Annotated in this window: 17 protein-coding genes; 10 read left to right on the top strand and 7 right to left on the bottom strand. The window is 68.3% G+C overall.

Annotated elements, in window-relative coordinates:
• The first annotated feature begins 118 nt into the window (after nucleotides 1-118).
• Complete coding sequence (locus tag ACAM52_RS03465; RefSeq protein WP_307637562.1) at nucleotides 119-1,012, top strand: formylglycine-generating enzyme family protein; 894 nt, start codon at nucleotides 119-121, stop codon at nucleotides 1,010-1,012.
• A gap of 7 nt (nucleotides 1,013-1,019) precedes the next feature.
• Here ACAM52_RS03465 and ACAM52_RS03460 read toward each other — a convergent pair whose 3' ends face one another.
• From ACAM52_RS03460 to murJ, 5 genes are all read right to left on the bottom strand, one after another.
• Nucleotides 1,020-1,439 (bottom strand): YciI family protein, encoded by a 420-nt coding sequence (locus ACAM52_RS03460; RefSeq protein WP_070062312.1) that lies wholly within the window; start codon nucleotides 1,437-1,439, stop codon nucleotides 1,020-1,022.
• A gap of 31 nt (nucleotides 1,440-1,470) precedes the next feature.
• Nucleotides 1,471-1,893 (bottom strand): YciI family protein, encoded by a 423-nt coding sequence (locus ACAM52_RS03455; RefSeq protein WP_062477217.1) that lies wholly within the window; start codon nucleotides 1,891-1,893, stop codon nucleotides 1,471-1,473.
• A gap of 123 nt (nucleotides 1,894-2,016) precedes the next feature.
• Nucleotides 2,017-2,445 (bottom strand): bleomycin resistance protein, encoded by a 429-nt coding sequence (locus ACAM52_RS03450; protein WP_369646127.1) that lies wholly within the window; start codon nucleotides 2,443-2,445, stop codon nucleotides 2,017-2,019.
• A 23-nt stretch (nucleotides 2,446-2,468) separates the two neighbouring features.
• Nucleotides 2,469-3,320 carry a SirB1 family protein gene (locus tag ACAM52_RS03445; RefSeq protein WP_369646126.1) on the bottom strand — a complete coding sequence of 284 codons (852 nt, stop codon included), beginning with the start codon at nucleotides 3,318-3,320 and terminating at the stop codon, nucleotides 2,469-2,471.
• A gap of 64 nt (nucleotides 3,321-3,384) precedes the next feature.
• The gene (murJ, locus tag ACAM52_RS03440; protein WP_139706502.1) at nucleotides 3,385-4,938 is read right to left on the bottom strand and encodes a murein biosynthesis integral membrane protein MurJ; all 1,554 of its coding nucleotides are present in this window, start codon (nucleotides 4,936-4,938) and stop codon (nucleotides 3,385-3,387) included.
• Between the two features lie 118 nt (nucleotides 4,939-5,056).
• On the opposite strand from murJ, the gene rpsT reads away from it, so the two are divergent.
• A complete protein-coding gene (rpsT, locus tag ACAM52_RS03435) occupies nucleotides 5,057-5,371 on the top strand; it encodes a 30S ribosomal protein S20 (RefSeq protein WP_056571937.1) in 315 nt (104 codons plus the stop codon).
• Nucleotides 5,372-5,535: 164 nt separating this feature from the next.
• Here the strand turns inward: rpsT and ACAM52_RS03430 are convergent, their stop codons facing one another.
• The gene (locus ACAM52_RS03430) at nucleotides 5,536-5,874 is read right to left on the bottom strand and encodes a DUF3579 domain-containing protein (protein WP_062477206.1); all 339 of its coding nucleotides are present in this window, start codon (nucleotides 5,872-5,874) and stop codon (nucleotides 5,536-5,538) included.
• Between the two features lie 160 nt (nucleotides 5,875-6,034).
• Here ACAM52_RS03430 and ACAM52_RS03425 point away from each other — a divergent pair, with 160 nt between their 5' ends.
• Genes ACAM52_RS03425 through ACAM52_RS03410 form a run of 4 tightly spaced genes read left to right on the top strand, consistent with a single transcriptional unit; the run spans nucleotide 6,035 to nucleotide 9,087 of the window.
• Entirely contained in the window at nucleotides 6,035-7,246 is a 1,212-nt protein-coding gene (locus tag ACAM52_RS03425) for an aspartate aminotransferase family protein (protein ID WP_369646125.1), read from the top strand.
• The gene (argF, locus tag ACAM52_RS03420) at nucleotides 7,243-8,178 is read left to right on the top strand and encodes an ornithine carbamoyltransferase (RefSeq protein WP_070062309.1); all 936 of its coding nucleotides are present in this window, start codon (nucleotides 7,243-7,245) and stop codon (nucleotides 8,176-8,178) included. The genes ACAM52_RS03425 and argF overlap by 4 nt, the downstream gene beginning before the upstream one ends.
• A 34-nt stretch (nucleotides 8,179-8,212) precedes the next feature.
• Nucleotides 8,213-8,773 (top strand): hypothetical protein, encoded by a 561-nt coding sequence (locus tag ACAM52_RS03415; protein ID WP_369646124.1) that lies wholly within the window; start codon nucleotides 8,213-8,215, stop codon nucleotides 8,771-8,773.
• Nucleotides 8,770-9,087 (top strand): YkgJ family cysteine cluster protein, encoded by a 318-nt coding sequence (locus ACAM52_RS03410; protein WP_369646123.1) that lies wholly within the window; start codon nucleotides 8,770-8,772, stop codon nucleotides 9,085-9,087. The genes ACAM52_RS03415 and ACAM52_RS03410 overlap by 4 nt, the downstream gene beginning before the upstream one ends.
• 128 nt (nucleotides 9,088-9,215) lie before the next feature.
• Here ACAM52_RS03410 and ACAM52_RS03405 read toward each other — a convergent pair whose 3' ends face one another.
• Nucleotides 9,216-9,692 (bottom strand): Lrp/AsnC family transcriptional regulator, encoded by a 477-nt coding sequence (locus ACAM52_RS03405; protein WP_062477192.1) that lies wholly within the window; start codon nucleotides 9,690-9,692, stop codon nucleotides 9,216-9,218.
• 176 nt (nucleotides 9,693-9,868) lie between these two features.
• On the opposite strand from ACAM52_RS03405, the gene kynB reads away from it, so the two are divergent.
• The 4 genes from kynB (at nucleotide 9,869) to ACAM52_RS03385 (ending at nucleotide 14,012) form a co-directional block, all read left to right on the top strand.
• A complete protein-coding gene (kynB, locus tag ACAM52_RS03400) occupies nucleotides 9,869-10,513 on the top strand; it encodes an arylformamidase (RefSeq protein ID WP_369646122.1) in 645 nt (214 codons plus the stop codon).
• 13 nt (nucleotides 10,514-10,526) lie between these two features.
• Nucleotides 10,527-11,807 (top strand): kynureninase, encoded by a 1,281-nt coding sequence (kynU, locus tag ACAM52_RS03395; protein ID WP_369646121.1) that lies wholly within the window; start codon nucleotides 10,527-10,529, stop codon nucleotides 11,805-11,807.
• Nucleotides 11,804-12,664, top strand: coding sequence for a tryptophan 2,3-dioxygenase (kynA, locus tag ACAM52_RS03390; protein WP_369646120.1), 861 nt, complete (start codon nucleotides 11,804-11,806; stop codon nucleotides 12,662-12,664). The genes kynU and kynA overlap by 4 nt, the downstream gene beginning before the upstream one ends.
• Nucleotides 12,665-12,758: 94 nt before the next feature.
• Nucleotides 12,759-14,012: an SMI1/KNR4 family protein gene (locus ACAM52_RS03385; protein WP_369646119.1), complete on the top strand. Its 1,254-nt coding sequence runs from the start codon at nucleotides 12,759-12,761 to the stop codon at nucleotides 14,010-14,012.
• Nucleotides 14,013-14,197 lie beyond the last annotated feature (185 nt).

Below are 14,197 nucleotides of genomic sequence, written 5' to 3'. Positions count from 1 at the left end.
CGGATAGCATGCGGCCATGACACCACGCCTCGTCTTGTGGAGCCTGGGTTTCGCGTTCGGCCTCGCCTGCGGGGGCGTCCGGGCGGACGACCTCGCCGTGGAACGCAACAGCCTGGGCATGGCCTTCGTGCGATTGCCGGCCGGCGAATTCCTCATGGGCAGCGACGAGGCGCCCGAGGCGCTGGCACGCGACTACCCGCAGCTGCCCAAGGAGCGCTTCACCCAGCTGGCCGACGAAGGGCCGGTGCACAAGGTGCGCATCACGCGGGCGTTCTGGATGGGCCGGCACGAGGTGACGGTGGGCCAGTTCCGGCGCTTCCTCGAGGCCTCGGGCCACGTGCCCGAATCGGTGGCCGACGGCACCGGCGGCTACGGCTGGCGCGCCGACTACGACCCCGCCACCACGCGGCGCGGCGATGCCTTCGAAGGCCGCGACCCGCGCTACTCGTGGCGCAACCCGGGCTTCGCGCAGGGCGACGACCACCCGGTGGTCAACGTGAGCTGGAACGACGCGCAGGCGCTGGCCGCCTGGCTGAGCAAGACGGAGGGCCGGCGCTACCGCCTGCCGACCGAGGCCGAGTGGGAGTACGCCTGCCGCGCCGGCACGCGCACGCGATACAGCACGGGGGACGATCCGGCCACGCTGCTGCGCGGGGCCAATGTGTTCGACACGCGCAGCGCCGCCCATTGGCCGCGCTGGCGCGCGATGGCGCTCGCGGGCGACGACGGTTTTGCCTTCACCGCCCCGGTCGGCAGCTTCGCGCCGAACGCCTGGGGCCTCTACGACATGCACGGCAATGCGTGGGAGTGGGTGGCCGACTGGCATGGCGACGAATACTACGCGCGCTCACCGGTCGACGACCCCCAGGGCCCGGCCACGGGCACCGTGCGCGTGCGCCGCGGGGGCTCCTGGCACACCTGGGCCTTCTATGCCCGCTCGTCGTACCGCAACTGGAATGCGCCGGACACGCGCTACACGCTGGTGGGCATCCGGCTGGTGCGGGAAGACTAGAGTCGGCTCACTTCTTCAGCGTCTGCTGCATCGACGTGAACTCGCTCGCCACGTCCTGCACCTCGGGCGAGAAGTCCTCCATCTCCTGAACCTGGCGGATCTCGATGACCTCATCTTCGCTGCCCGGGCAGCGGCTCGCCCATTCGATGGCCTCGGCGCGCGAGGCGACATCGATCAGCCAGTAGCCGCCCAGCACTTCCTTGGCCTCGGCGAAGGGGCCGTCGACCACCTTCGGCTTGCCGCCCGGAAAGCTCACGCGCGCGCCCATCGACGGCGGGTGCAGGCCCTCGCAGCCGATCAGCACGCCGGCCTTCTGCAGGGACTCGTTGAAGGCCATCATCGACCCCACGCGTTCGACGTCGTCGGGCACGGTGCCTGGCGCGGCGTTTTCGTAGCCGTGGGGAATCATCAGCAGCATGAATCGCATGATCGTTTCTCCTTCGAGGAATGGATGAGGTTCAGCGGCCGGCCTTGGCGGCCGACTCGGCGCGCAGGCGGTCTTCCTGGGCCAGCAGCTCGGGCGTCATGGCCTCGCCGAAATCCGTGGCTTCGAAGACCTGGCGGATCTCGATCTCGCCTTCCTGGAACGGGCTGCGCTTGATCCACTCGATGGCCTCTTCCTTCGACTTGACCTGCAGCAGCCAGAAGCCCGCGAGCAGCTCCTTGGTCTCGGTGAAGGGGCCGTCGATGACGGTGCGCTTCTTGCCTTCGCAGCGCACGCGCGCGCCCTTGGACGACGGGTGCAGCCCTTCGCCCGCCAGCAGCACGCCGGCCTTGACCAGCTCCTCGTTGAACCGGCCCATCTCGGTGAGGAGCTCGGTGCTCGGCATCACGCCGGCTTCGGAATCCTTGCTCGCCTTGACCAGAACCATGAATCGCATGTCGTTTCTCCCGAAAGTGGGTGGGGATCGGGAGACGCCGGAATCTGCGTGCTCCTGTTCACACGTCGCGCGAGCGGGCCACGGATCGACACGGCCGCATCGATCTGCTTGTAATTTTGTGTTTCAGAGATAGCCGCAGAACCGCAGCACGTGGCCGTCGGGTTCGCGGATCGCGAATTCGCGCAGGCCCCAGGGCTGGGACGTGGGCGGCTCGATGATGGTCACGCCGCGCTTCACGTAGGCGGCATACAGGCCGTCGATGTCCTTGCCGACGTGGATCACGATTTCGCCGCGCCAGGGCCGGGCTTCGCGGCTGCCGCATTGCCACAGGCGCAGGTACACCGGGTCGCCATAGCTGCGGTCGCCCTTCATCACGCGGGCGTAGCTGGGCGGCTCGCCGGCGATGAAGTCGACCTCGAAACCCAGCACCTCGGAAAACCAGCGCGCGGCGCGCGAGACGTCGGACACCGGCAGCACCGGCTGCACGCCGTGGAATTCGTGCAGCGTGCCCAGGTCGGGCGCCGCGCTCACGCCGGTGCGGGTGTCGGTCATGGGCGTTGTGGTTGTTGGGCTGGTCAGCTGGCCAGGCGCCGCAGCAGCGCCACGCGCTCGGCGATCGCGTCGATGTCGAGCGCGTCTTCGGCGTTGGCGAGGTAGGTTTCGAGGTCGCGCACGGCCAGCGCCGCATGGCCCTGCTCGGCATGCGCCACGCCGCGGTCGCGATGCTCACCCCAAGCGGTGGGCAAGAGGGCAATGAGGCGGTTCTGCACCGCGATGTAGCGCGGCCAGTCTTCCTGGGCGTGGTGCACTTCCTTCAGGTTGCGCAGCATGCGCGCGATGATCTCGCGCGGGCTCGCGGGCTGCAGGTACAGGCCCAGCGGCACGTCGAACTCGCCGACCAGCCCGTTGCCGCGCTTGTAGGGTTCGAGCCGCTCGCCCAGCTCTTCGCGCGAGAGCGACTTGCCGGTGAACGGGTCGATCACGACCTGCCCCTTGGGCAGCGTGACCTTGACCATGAAATGCCCCGGGAAGCTGATGCCGCGCGTCTGCAGGCCCAGGCCCTGCGCCAGCTCCATCCACAGCACGGCCAGCGAGATCGGAATGCCGCGGCGGGTGCGCAGCACGGCGTTCAGGTAGCTGTTGTCGGGGTCGTAGTAGTCGTTGACGTTGCCGCCGAAATTCAGGTCGCTGAAGAAGAACTGGTTCAGCGCGCGCAGCCGGGCCAGCGGCGCGGCGTCGGCCGGCAGGCGGCGCTTGAGGCGCGCGAGCAACTGGTCGACGTCGCCCAGCACCTGCTGCACGTCGAGTTCGGGGTATTCGTCCTGCGCGATGCTGGCGGCCGCTTCGAGCAGCGGAAAGTGGTCATCGCTGCCGACCAGCGACTCGAAATATTCCAGTGCCGTGGGAACCTGGTAGCTGAACGTCATATGGCTTTGTAGAGGAGCCCGCGGGGAGCGTCAAGGCAGTGTTTTCCGGCTCGCCAACGGCGCTTCAGCGGCGCATGAAACTGCGCAGGCGCACGCCTGCGGCGGTGAGCACGGCGAAATAGAGCAGCGCGGCGCCGGCGATGAGCGCGGCCAGCAGGCCGATGCGGTGCAGGCGCTGCGCGCGCAGGCCGACCCAGTCGAAATAGTGCGCGCCCCACGCCAGCAAAACCGCCAGCACCACGGTGCCCAGCAGCACCTGCAGCGCAAACTTGCCCCAGCCGGGCTCGGGCGTGTAGCTGCCGCGGCGGATCAGGCCGATCAGCAGCCACAGCGCGTTGACCAGCGCGCCGATGCCGATGGTCAGCGTCAGCGCCGCGTGCTGCAGCAGCGGCACCAGGAAGAAGTTGAGCACCTGCGTGAACACCAGCACCGTCACGGCGATCAGCATGGGCGTGCGCGTGTCGTGTTTGGCGTAGTAGCCGGGCGCGAGCACCTTCACCGCCACGAGGCCGACCAGCCCCACGCCGTAGCCCATGAGCGCCACGGTGGTGCGGCCCACGTCCTCGCCGGTGTAGGCGCCGTTGTGGAACAGCACGGCCACCAGCGGCTTGGCGAACAGCAGCAGCGCCACCGCGCACGGCGCCGCCAGCAGCACGACGAGGCGCAGGCCCCAGTCGAGCAGCGAGGAGTAGCGCGCGTCGTCCTTGGCGGCGCGGGCGCCCGCGAGTTGCGGCATCAGCACCACGCCCAGCGCCACGCCGAGCATGGCGGTCGGGAATTCCATCAGCCGGTCGGCGTTGGTGACCCAGGTCACGCTGCCGGTGGCCAGGTGCGAGGCGATCTGCGTGTTGATGAGCAGCGAGATCTGCGCCACGCTCACGCCCAGCAGCGCCGGCAGCATGAGCTTCATGACCTTGCGGGTGGTCGGGTCGGTCCACGCGGCGCGCAGCGCCTTGAAGCTGGCGCCGATGCGCGGCATGAGCCCCAGCGCGCGCAGCGCCGGGATCTGCAGGGCCAGCTGCAGCACGCCGCCGACCATCACGCCCACGCACTGGGCATAGATCGGTTCGATGCCGTAGCGGCGGAACAGCGGCGCGCCGATCGAGATCGACAGGATCAGCGCGATGTTGAGCAGCACCGGCGACGCCGCCGGCACCGCGAACTTGCGCCAGGTGTTGAGAATGCCGCCCGCCAGCGCCACCAGCGACATGAAGCCGATGTAGGGGAACATCCAGCGCGTCATGACCACGGCGGCGTCGAAGCCCTGCAGGCCGCTGGCCATGGCCCAGACCAGCAGCGGCGCACCGGCCACGCCCGCCACGCACAGCACCACCAGGGCCCAGGTCAGCAGCGTGGCGACGTGGTCGACCAGCTCCCGGGCGCCCTCCTGCCCCGCCTCGGTCTTGCGCGCGGCCAGCACCGGCACGAAGGCCTGGCTGAAGGCGCCTTCGCCGAACACGCGGCGAAACAGGTTGGGGATGCGAAAGGCGACGTTGAAGGCGTCGGTGAGCGCGCTGACGCCGAACACCGAGGCAAACAGCACGTCGCGCACGAGGCCCGTGATCCGCGAAGCGAGGGTCAGCAGGGAGACGGTGGAGGCGGATTTGAACAGGGACACGGGGGCGAGTGTAGGGCTGCGAAAGATGGCAAAAGCAGGCAATTCGGCAAAAACCGGAACCCTGCCTATAATGGAGGGCTTTGCTGCATCATCCTCAGACACCTAAGGAACACTAAATATGGCATCCGCCAAGCCCAAGAAGAAGAACCCGCGCCTCGCGTCGGGCCGCAAGCGCGTCCGCCAGGACGTCAAGCTCAACGCTGCGAACACCTCGCTGCGCTCCAAATACCGTACCGCTGTCAAGAACGTCGAAAAGGCTGTTCTGGCTGGCGACAAGACCAAGGCAAGCGAACTGTTCGCGAAGGCCCAGAGCATCGTCGACACCGTCGCCGACAAGGGCATCTTCCACAAGAACAAGGCCGCCCGCGACAAGAGCCGCCTGTCGGCCAAGGTCAAGGCCCTCGCCCTGGCGCCTGAAAAGGCCGCCGCCTGACACCTGTCAGGCAAGCCCGGACCGGAATCCTCCGGTCCGCCGTTTGATCGGGGTGCGCTGCAGCAAGCAAAAGTGAAAAACCGCCTTCGGGCGGTTTTTTCATGGGCGCTCGAAAAGCATCCAGGCGCGAGCAACCCGCGCAGCCCAAAAAAAAGACCTGGAAGTCAGGTCTTTTTGGGAGGGGGCGGCGTGTCCGCCGGGTCGGGCACCAGGCAGGCCTCGGCCACCTGGAGGTTGTTGTCTTTCGCGAAGTTCACGCAGAAGTCCCAGGCCATGGGCTCGGCGTCGCGCAGGGCGCGGTTCACCACCACGCATTTCACGCCGTTGATGGTCGTGGGAATGCACCAGGGCGAGTAGCTCAGGTGGCTGCCCGGGTAGGCGCCGCCGGGGCGGAAGGAGCACATGACGCCGGCGAGGCGTTCGGCCCAGTCGCTGGGGCGAAAAGTGCGGCCATCGTGGGTGATGCCCTGGATGAAGATTTCTTTGGCGTTGGGGGAAATCATCGTGAAGTGAGGCGACCGGAACAGGTGCTGCGGTGCAGCAAGCGATTGTATCCGGGGCCCTTTTTGCATCCTGAATGGGGGGCATTGCTGTGATGCGGAATCCTCAACGAAGCCGTCAAATCGCACGCCTAGAATTCGTGTTCCCTATCTGGAGTACCGAATGAGCGCCACCGCCCAGCAACCCACCTCGCCCCACGTCATGAACACCTACGGTCGCCTGCCGATCGCGCTGTCGCACGGCCAGGGCTGCCGAGTCTGGGACACCACGGGCAAGGCCTATCTCGACGGTCTGGGCGGCATTGCCGTCAACACGCTGGGCCACAACCACCCCGAGCTGGTGCCCGCCCTGCAGGACCAGCTGACCAAGCTGATCCACAGCTCCAACTACTACCACGTGACCGGCCAGGAACAGCTGGCCACCAAGCTCACCGAGCTGTCGGGCCTGACCAACGCCTTCTTCTGCTGCACCGGCCTGGAAGCCAACGAAGCGGCCCTGAAACTGGCGCGCAAGTTCGGCCACGACAAGGGCATCGAGCGCCCCGAGATCGTCGTCTACGAAGCCGCCTTCCACGGCCGCAGCATCGCCACGCTGTCGGCCACCGGCAACCCCAAGGTGCAGGCCGGCTTCGGCCCGCTGGTCGAAGGCTTCATTCGCGTGCCGCTGAACGACATCGAGGCGCTCAAGAAGGCCACCGAAGGCAACCCCAACGTGGTCGCCGTGTTCTTCGAAACCATCCAGGGCGAAGGCGGCATCAACCCGATGCGCGTCGACTACCTCAAGCAAGTGCGCGCGCTGTGCGACGAGCGCGACTGGCTCATGATGATCGACGAAGTGCAGTGCGGCATGGGCCGCACCGGCAAGTGGTTCGCCCACCAGTGGGCGGGCATCAAGCCCGACGTGATGCCGCTGGCCAAGGGCCTGGGCTCAGGCGTGCCGATCGGCGCCGTCGTGGCCGGCCCCAAGGCCGCCAACATCTTCGGCCCCGGCAACCACGGCACCACCTTCGGCGGCAACCCGCTGGCGATGCGCGCCGGTGTGGAAACCATCCGCATCATGGAAGAGCACAAGCTGCTCGAGAACGCCGCCACCGTCGGCGCCCACCTGAAGGCCGCGCTGGAGCGCGAAATCGGCAGCCTGCCGGGCGTGAAGGAAATCCGCGGCCAGGGCCTGATGCTCGGCATCGAGCTCGACCGCCCCTGCGGCGTGATCCTGAACCGCGCCTGCGACGCCGGCCTGCTGCTGAGCGTGACGGCCGACAAGGTGATCCGCCTCGTGCCGCCGCTCATCCTGAGCATTGCCGAAGCCGACGAGATCGTTGCGATTCTCGCGCCGATCGTCAAAACCTTCCTCTCGGAGCCCGTTGCGCAATGACGACCGCCGCCGCACCGAACGCCCTGCGCCACTACCTGCAGTTCTCGGACCTCACGGCCGACGAGTACGTCTACCTCTTCGATCGCATGGCGATCATCAAGAAGAAGTTCAAGACCTACGAAAAGCACCAGCCGCTGACCGACCGCACGCTGGCCATGATCTTCGAGAAGGCCAGCACGCGCACCCGCGTGAGCTTTGAGGCCGGCATGTACCAGCTCGGCGGCAGCGTGGTGCACCTGACCACGGGCGACAGCCAGCTGGGCCGCGCCGAGCCCATCGAGGACAGCGCCAAGGTCATCAGCCGCATGGTCGACCTGGTGATGATCCGCACCTACGAGCAGACCAAGATCGACGCCTTCGCCGCGCACTCGCGCGTGCCCGTCATCAACGGCCTGACCAACGAGTTCCACCCCTGCCAGATCCTGGCGGACATCTTCACCTACATCGAGCACCGCGGCTCGATCCAAGGCAAGACGGTGGCGTGGGTCGGCGACGGCAACAACATGGCCAACACCTGGCTGCAGGCCGCCGAGATCCTGGGCTTCACCGTGCACGTGAGCACGCCCAGCGGCTACGAGGTCGACCAGTCGATCGCCGGCATCCGCTCGGGCGACAGCTACAAGGTCTTCAAGGACCCGATGGAAGCCTGCCGCGGCGCCGACCTCGTCACCACCGACGTGTGGACCAGCATGGGCTACGAGGCCGAGAACGAGGCGCGCCGCAAGGCTTTTGCCGACTGGTGCGTCGACGAGGACATGATGCGCATCGCCCAGACCGACGCCCTCTTCATGCACTGCCTGCCCGCGCACCGCGGCGAGGAAGTGCAGGCCGAGGTCATCGACGGCCCGCAGTCGGTCGTGTGGGACGAGGCCGAGAACCGCCTGCACGCGCAAAAAGCGCTGATGGAGTTCCTGCTGCTCGGCAGGCTCTGACAGACACCGAACCGCTGAACCACCCAGGCGCCGCATGGAGCTGATGAACCGCTACCTGCCGCGCTACCAGTTCGCGGAGACGCACAGCCTCCACGTGCCCGCGTCGCCCGCGCGCGTGCTCGACGTGGCGGCCCGGCCCGAGATCACCGACGACCCCGTGGCGCGCAGCCTGATCGCGCTGCGCGAACTGCCGAACCGGCTGGCCAGCCGGCTCGGGCTGGCCGCGCCCACGCTGCGCCAGCGCGAGGCCTTCGGTTTTGCCGACTTCACGCCGCTGGGGCGCGACGGCGAGCGCGAACTGGCCTTCGGCCTGGCCGGCCGCTTCTGGCGCTTCGACTACGGCCTGGTCCCGCTGGCCGACGGCCCGGCCTTCGCCGCGCTCGACGCCACGGGCCTGGCCAAGCTGGTGCTTCACTTCACGGCCGAGCCCGAAGGCACAGGCACGCGGCTCACCACGCGCACCCGGGTCTGGTGTGGCGATGCCGCCGCGCAGCGCCGCTTCACCGCCTACTGGCTGCTGATACGACCCGCGAGCGGGCTGATCCGCCGCCGCATGCTGCAGCGCGTGCGTGACGCCGCGCTGCTCGCCCCATGAATCCCTGCCAGACCTGCGGCGCCTGCTGCGCCAGCTACCGCGTCGACTTCAGCGTGCACGAACTCGACGACCACGGGGGCCGGGTGCCCTCGGGTCTGGCGGTCGACGTGAACGACGCCCTGTGCCGCATGCGCGGCACCGACCACACGCCGCCGCGTTGCGCCGCGCTCACCGGCAAGATCGGCCAGGCGGTGGCCTGCGGCATCTACGAATGGCGACCCAACCCCTGCCACGAGCTGCAGGCCGGCAGCGACGCCTGCCAGCGCGCGCGACTGCGGCATGGGCTGCCGATGCTGTCCGACGAGCTGCACTGACGGCCCAGAAGGTGTGAAGAAACCGTAGCGAGCGCCCCGAGGTCGCATCGAGGACCGGAACCGTACACGCGTACGGTGAGGACCGCAGATGCGAGATCGGGGCGCGCAGTAGGTTTATTCACACCTTCTCAGGCCACGGGCACCGGCAGCCCACCGAGTTGCCCCTTGAACTCCTGCAGCGAGAAATGTGTCTGCACGTGGCGCACGCCCGGCAGGCGGTGCAGCTTGCGCTGCAGCAGGTCGGAATACGCATCGAGGTCCTTCGCAACCACCACGAGGATGAAATCCGCCGGCCCCGAGATGCCGTGGAACATCACCACCTCGGGAATGGCGCACACCGCGTCCTCGAAGGCGCGCGACGAGATCTCGGTCTGGTGGTCGATGCCGACCATCACGAAGGCCAGCACGCCAAAGCCCAGCGCGCGCCGGTTCAGGCCCGCGTGGTAGCCGCCGATCACGCCGTCGTCCTCCAGCTTCTTCACCCGGCGCCAGCACGGCGATTGCGACAGGTGCGCCATCTGCGCCAGCTCGCCCGAGGTCAGGCGGGCGTTGTCCTGCAGCGCGCGCAGCAGCTGGAGGTCGGTTCGATCGAGGTCGGCTTGCATGATTTGTTCTCCACTTCCTGTCGATTGAATAGATTATTCAATCTTTCGATGATTGACGGATAACTTCTCGACTCAAGGCAGTCACTGCGCATAGCATTCGGCACCCGACGGCCCCTTGTGGACCGACACCAACCGGCCCACACTGCCCTTTTTCTTCCTTCGCCCTGCCGCCCGCCATGACCGCCCCGCTCCGACTCTGGGACATCTCCGCCCCCGTGCACGCCGGCAGCCCGGTGTTCCCGGGCGACACGCCGTATTCGCAGCAGTGGTGCGCCACCATCGGCCCCGGCTGCCCGGTCAACGTGAGCGCGATCACGCTGTCGCCGCACGTGGGCACCCATGCCGACGCGCCGCTGCACTACGCCCCCGAGGGCCAGACCATCGGCCAGGTCGACCTCACGCCCTTCCTCGGCCCCTGCCGCGTGATCCACGCGATCGGCCGCGGCCCGCTGGTCACCTGGGAGCACATCGCGCATGCCGTGAACGACACGCTGCCCCCGCGCGTGCTCGTGCGCACCTACCCGGCCATGCCCGTCGACCGCTGGGACCCGCAGCTCGCGGCCTATGCGCCCGCCACCGTCGAGCGCCTGGCCGCCATGGGCGTGAAGCTCATCGGCATCGACACCGCCAGCATCGACCCGGCCGACAGCAAGACGCTCGACAGCCACCAGCGCATCCGCCACCTCGACCTGCGCGTGCTCGAGAACCTCGTGCTCGACGACGTGCCCGAGGGCGACTACGAACTCATCGCGCTGCCGCTGAAGCTGGCGAGCGCCGATGCCTCCCCCGTGCGCGCCGTGCTGCGCGAACTTCCCCGCTGAAACCCGCCCCTCCATGACGACGACCCTCGCCGACTGCCGCGCCCTCGACGCGCAAGACCCGCTGCGCGCCCTGCGCGACCAATTCACCCTCCCCGAGGGCGTGCTCTACCTCGACGGCAACTCGCTCGGCGTGCTGCCCAAGGCCGCGCCCGCGCGCATCGCCGACGTGGTGGCCAAGGAATGGGGCGAAGGCCTGATCCGCTCGTGGAACACCGCGAGCTGGTTCGACCTGCCGCAGCGCCTGGGCGACAAGGTGGCCCGCCTGATCGGCGCCGCGCCGGGCGAGGTGGTTTGCACCGACAGCACGTCGGTCAATCTCTACAAGGTGCTGTTCGCCGCGCTCTCGCAGCAGAAGGCGAGCGGCCGCAAGCTGGTGGTGAGCGAACGCAGCAACTTCCCGACCGACCTGTACATCGCCGAATCGCTGTGCCGTGAACGCGGCTTCACGCTGAAGCTGATCGATGCGAGCGAACTGGCCACCGCGCTGACCGACGAAGTCGCCGTGCTGATGCTCACGCACGTCAACTACCGCACCGGTGCCATGCACGACATGAAGGCCGTCACCGCGGCCGCGCACGCCGCGGGCGCGCTCACCGTGTGGGACCTGGCGCACAGCGCGGGCGCCGTGCCCGTGGCGCTCAACGACAGCGACGCCGACTACGCGATCGGCTGCGGCTACAAGTACCTCAACGGCGGCCCCGGCGCGCCGGCCTTCGCCTGGGTGAACACGAAGCACGCAGGCCAGTTCGAGCAGCCGCTGTCGGGCTGGTGGGGCCACGCGGCGCCCTTCGAGTTCACGCCGCACTACCGCCCTGCCCCGGGCGTCGGCCGCTACCTGTGCGGCACGCAACCGGTCATCGCCTTGGCCGGCCTCGAATGCGGCCTCGACACCGTGCTCGCCGCCGAGGCCTTCAACGGCACCGGTGGCGCGATGGCCGCGCTGCGCACCAAGTCGCTCGCGCTCACCGACCTGTTCATCCAATTGGTCGAGCAACGCTGCGCAGGACAAGGCCTGTCGCTCGTCACGCCGCGCGAGCACGCGCTGCGCGGCTCGCAGGTGTGCCTCAGCCGCGAGGAAGGCGCCTACGCCATCGTGCAGGCGCTGATCGCGCGCGGCGTGATCGGCGACTACCGCGCCGGCGATTCGCAGATGCCCGACATCCTGCGCTTCGGCTTCACGCCGCTGTATGTCGGCTTCGAGGACGTGTGGCACTCGGTCGAACACCTCGTGCAGGTGCTCGAGACCGGCGAGTGGCGACGCGCTGAATTCAACCGCAAGAACGCAGTGACATGAGCACCGACAACGACAACAACAAGACCCCCGAGTCCATCGTCCACGAAGAGAAGGCGCAGCTGGACTTCAGCAAGTCCATGAGCTACGGCGACTACCTGCACCTCGACGAGATCCTGAACGCGCAGCACCCGCTGTCGCCCGCGCACGACGAGATGCTGTTCATCGTGCAGCACCAGACCAGCGAGCTCTGGATGAAGCTCATGCTGCACGAACTGCACGCCGCCGTGCGCTGCATCGCGCAGGAGCAGCTGCCCGACGCCTTCAAGATGCTCGCGCGCGTGAGCCGCATCATGGAACAACTGGTGAGCGCCTGGACCGTGCTCTCGACCATGACGCCGCCCGAGTACACGGCGATGCGCCCCTACCTCGCCAATTCCAGCGGCTTCCAGAGCGCGCAGTACCGCTGCATCGAGTTCCTGCTCGGCAACAAGAACGCCGCCATGCTCAAGCCCCACGCGCACCGCGCCGACCTGCTCGCGCAGGTGGACGCGGCCTACCGCGCGCCCTCGCTGTACGACGAGTCGCTGCGCCTGCTCGCACGCCACGGCCTGCCCGTGCCCGCCGACCGCCTGGAGCGCGACTGGACCCAGCCCTACGAATCGAGCGACGGCGTCGAGGCCGCCTGGCTCACGGTCTATCGCAACCCGCACGACCACTGGGACCTGTACCAGCTCGGCGAAAAACTCACCGACCTCGAAGACGCCTTCCGCCTCTGGCGCTTCCGCCATGTGACCACGGTCGAGCGCGTGATCGGCTTCAAGCGCGGCACCGGCGGCACGGGCGGCGTGAGCTACCTGCGCAAGATGCTCGACGTGGTGCTGTTCCCCGAGATCTGGAAGCTGCGCACCGATCTGTAGTGCGTCATGCAGGGGCTTGCAGCAGCCCCGGGCGAACGAGGGTTGCTCCATCGGCGCAAAGCGCTACATTTTGGAGAACACGGAGGCTGCTGCCATGAACAACAACACCTCGTTCTCTGTCGAAGAGCTCTCCACCCTGCGCGAACATGGCGTCGTGCTGTTCGCCGATCGCGTGATCTTCGACGCGCAGCCGCCGATGCCGCAGCAGCAGATCGACGCGGTGCAGGCGCTATGCGCCGGCCCGCTGCCCGAAGCGCTGGTCGCGCTGTGGCAGCACACGGCGGGCGGGCGCCTCGACTATGACCTGGCGTTGCCGATGAACGGCAACGTCGAGAGCGTCACCTGGTCGGAGCTGTTCTGGGACGGCAGCGACGGCTACCGCGACCTGCAGGGCTGGATCGAGCATGAGCAGGAGCTCGCCGAGGAAGCGGCCGAAGACAGCGGCACGCCCTGGAGCGGCAAGCTCACGCACCTGCCCTTCGGCGGCTTCGAGTACTGCGACCGCGTCTACGCGGTGGTCGAGCCCGGCGCCACGCATGGCCAGGTCATCGCGTGGAAGCAGGGCCTGCCGCCGGCCTGGACGCACGCGCTGCACGAAGACGGCCTGAGCCCCGTCGCGGCCGACCTGTACGGCGCCTTCGCGGCGCTGCACCTCGACGAAGACCCGCTGGCGCCGACGGGCGACTACTTCTCGGGGCAGGCGCTGCTCGCCTACCTCGACGACCGCCACGAAGGCTACGGGCTGGACCTCGACCTGATGGACAAGCTGGTCACCTTCTATTGCCGCGCCATCGTCGACTGGCGCACGCCGCTGGCCGACGGCACGCTGCGCCATCACCCGGCGCTCGCACGCGCGGCACTGCGCCACGCCATCGCGACCGACGACGCCGCACTGGTCGCTGAACTCGCCGCCGCGGGCCTGAACTTCGAAGGCCCGCAGCAAGGCAGCGCGCTCGCCACCGACGTGGCCGTGGGACACAGCGCCTTCGCCGCCGCGGCGGCGCTGGTGCGCGCGGGCGCACCGGTCGCGCCCGACGTGCTGCGCAACATCGACGGCCAGATTTCGCCCGAACTCACGAGCGCCCTGCTGGACAACGGCGCCGAGCCGACCGTGGCGGCCATCGTGAAGTGCGCAGCCTGCGGTGCGCCCGCCAGCGCGCACCTGATCGCCGACGCCTGCACGCAGATCGGCATCGACGTGCCGCCGGCCTTCGTGGCGGATCGCGACGCGATGTTGGTCGAACTGGAAACCACGCTCGCGCAGATGCGCGATGGGACGCAGGGGCATTACCTGGGGCAGGAAGGTCTTGCTGAGCGCATCGAGCATCTGCAGACGTTCCGGCTCTGATTTTTTCAGGGCGACGCTCACGCCGACGGGGCACCTTGCTCCGCGAATGTCCCCCGGGGCTTCGCCCCTCCTCCTTAATTTCGCTGCGCAAGGCACCCCATCGGCCTGAACGCTGGGCAGTGCAGCTGTTGATCGGCCAGCACAGCGACCGCGCCCCTCGTGCCCAGGACACTGGGTGCTTCCCG

The organism is Variovorax sp. V118 (genome assembly GCF_041154445.1).
In the GTDB taxonomy this organism is placed as follows: Bacteria; Pseudomonadota; Gammaproteobacteria; order Burkholderiales; family Burkholderiaceae_C; genus Variovorax; species Variovorax boronicumulans.
The sequence above is the reverse complement of the archived record's forward strand: the minus strand, read 5'-3'. Positions and strand labels throughout refer to the sequence as shown.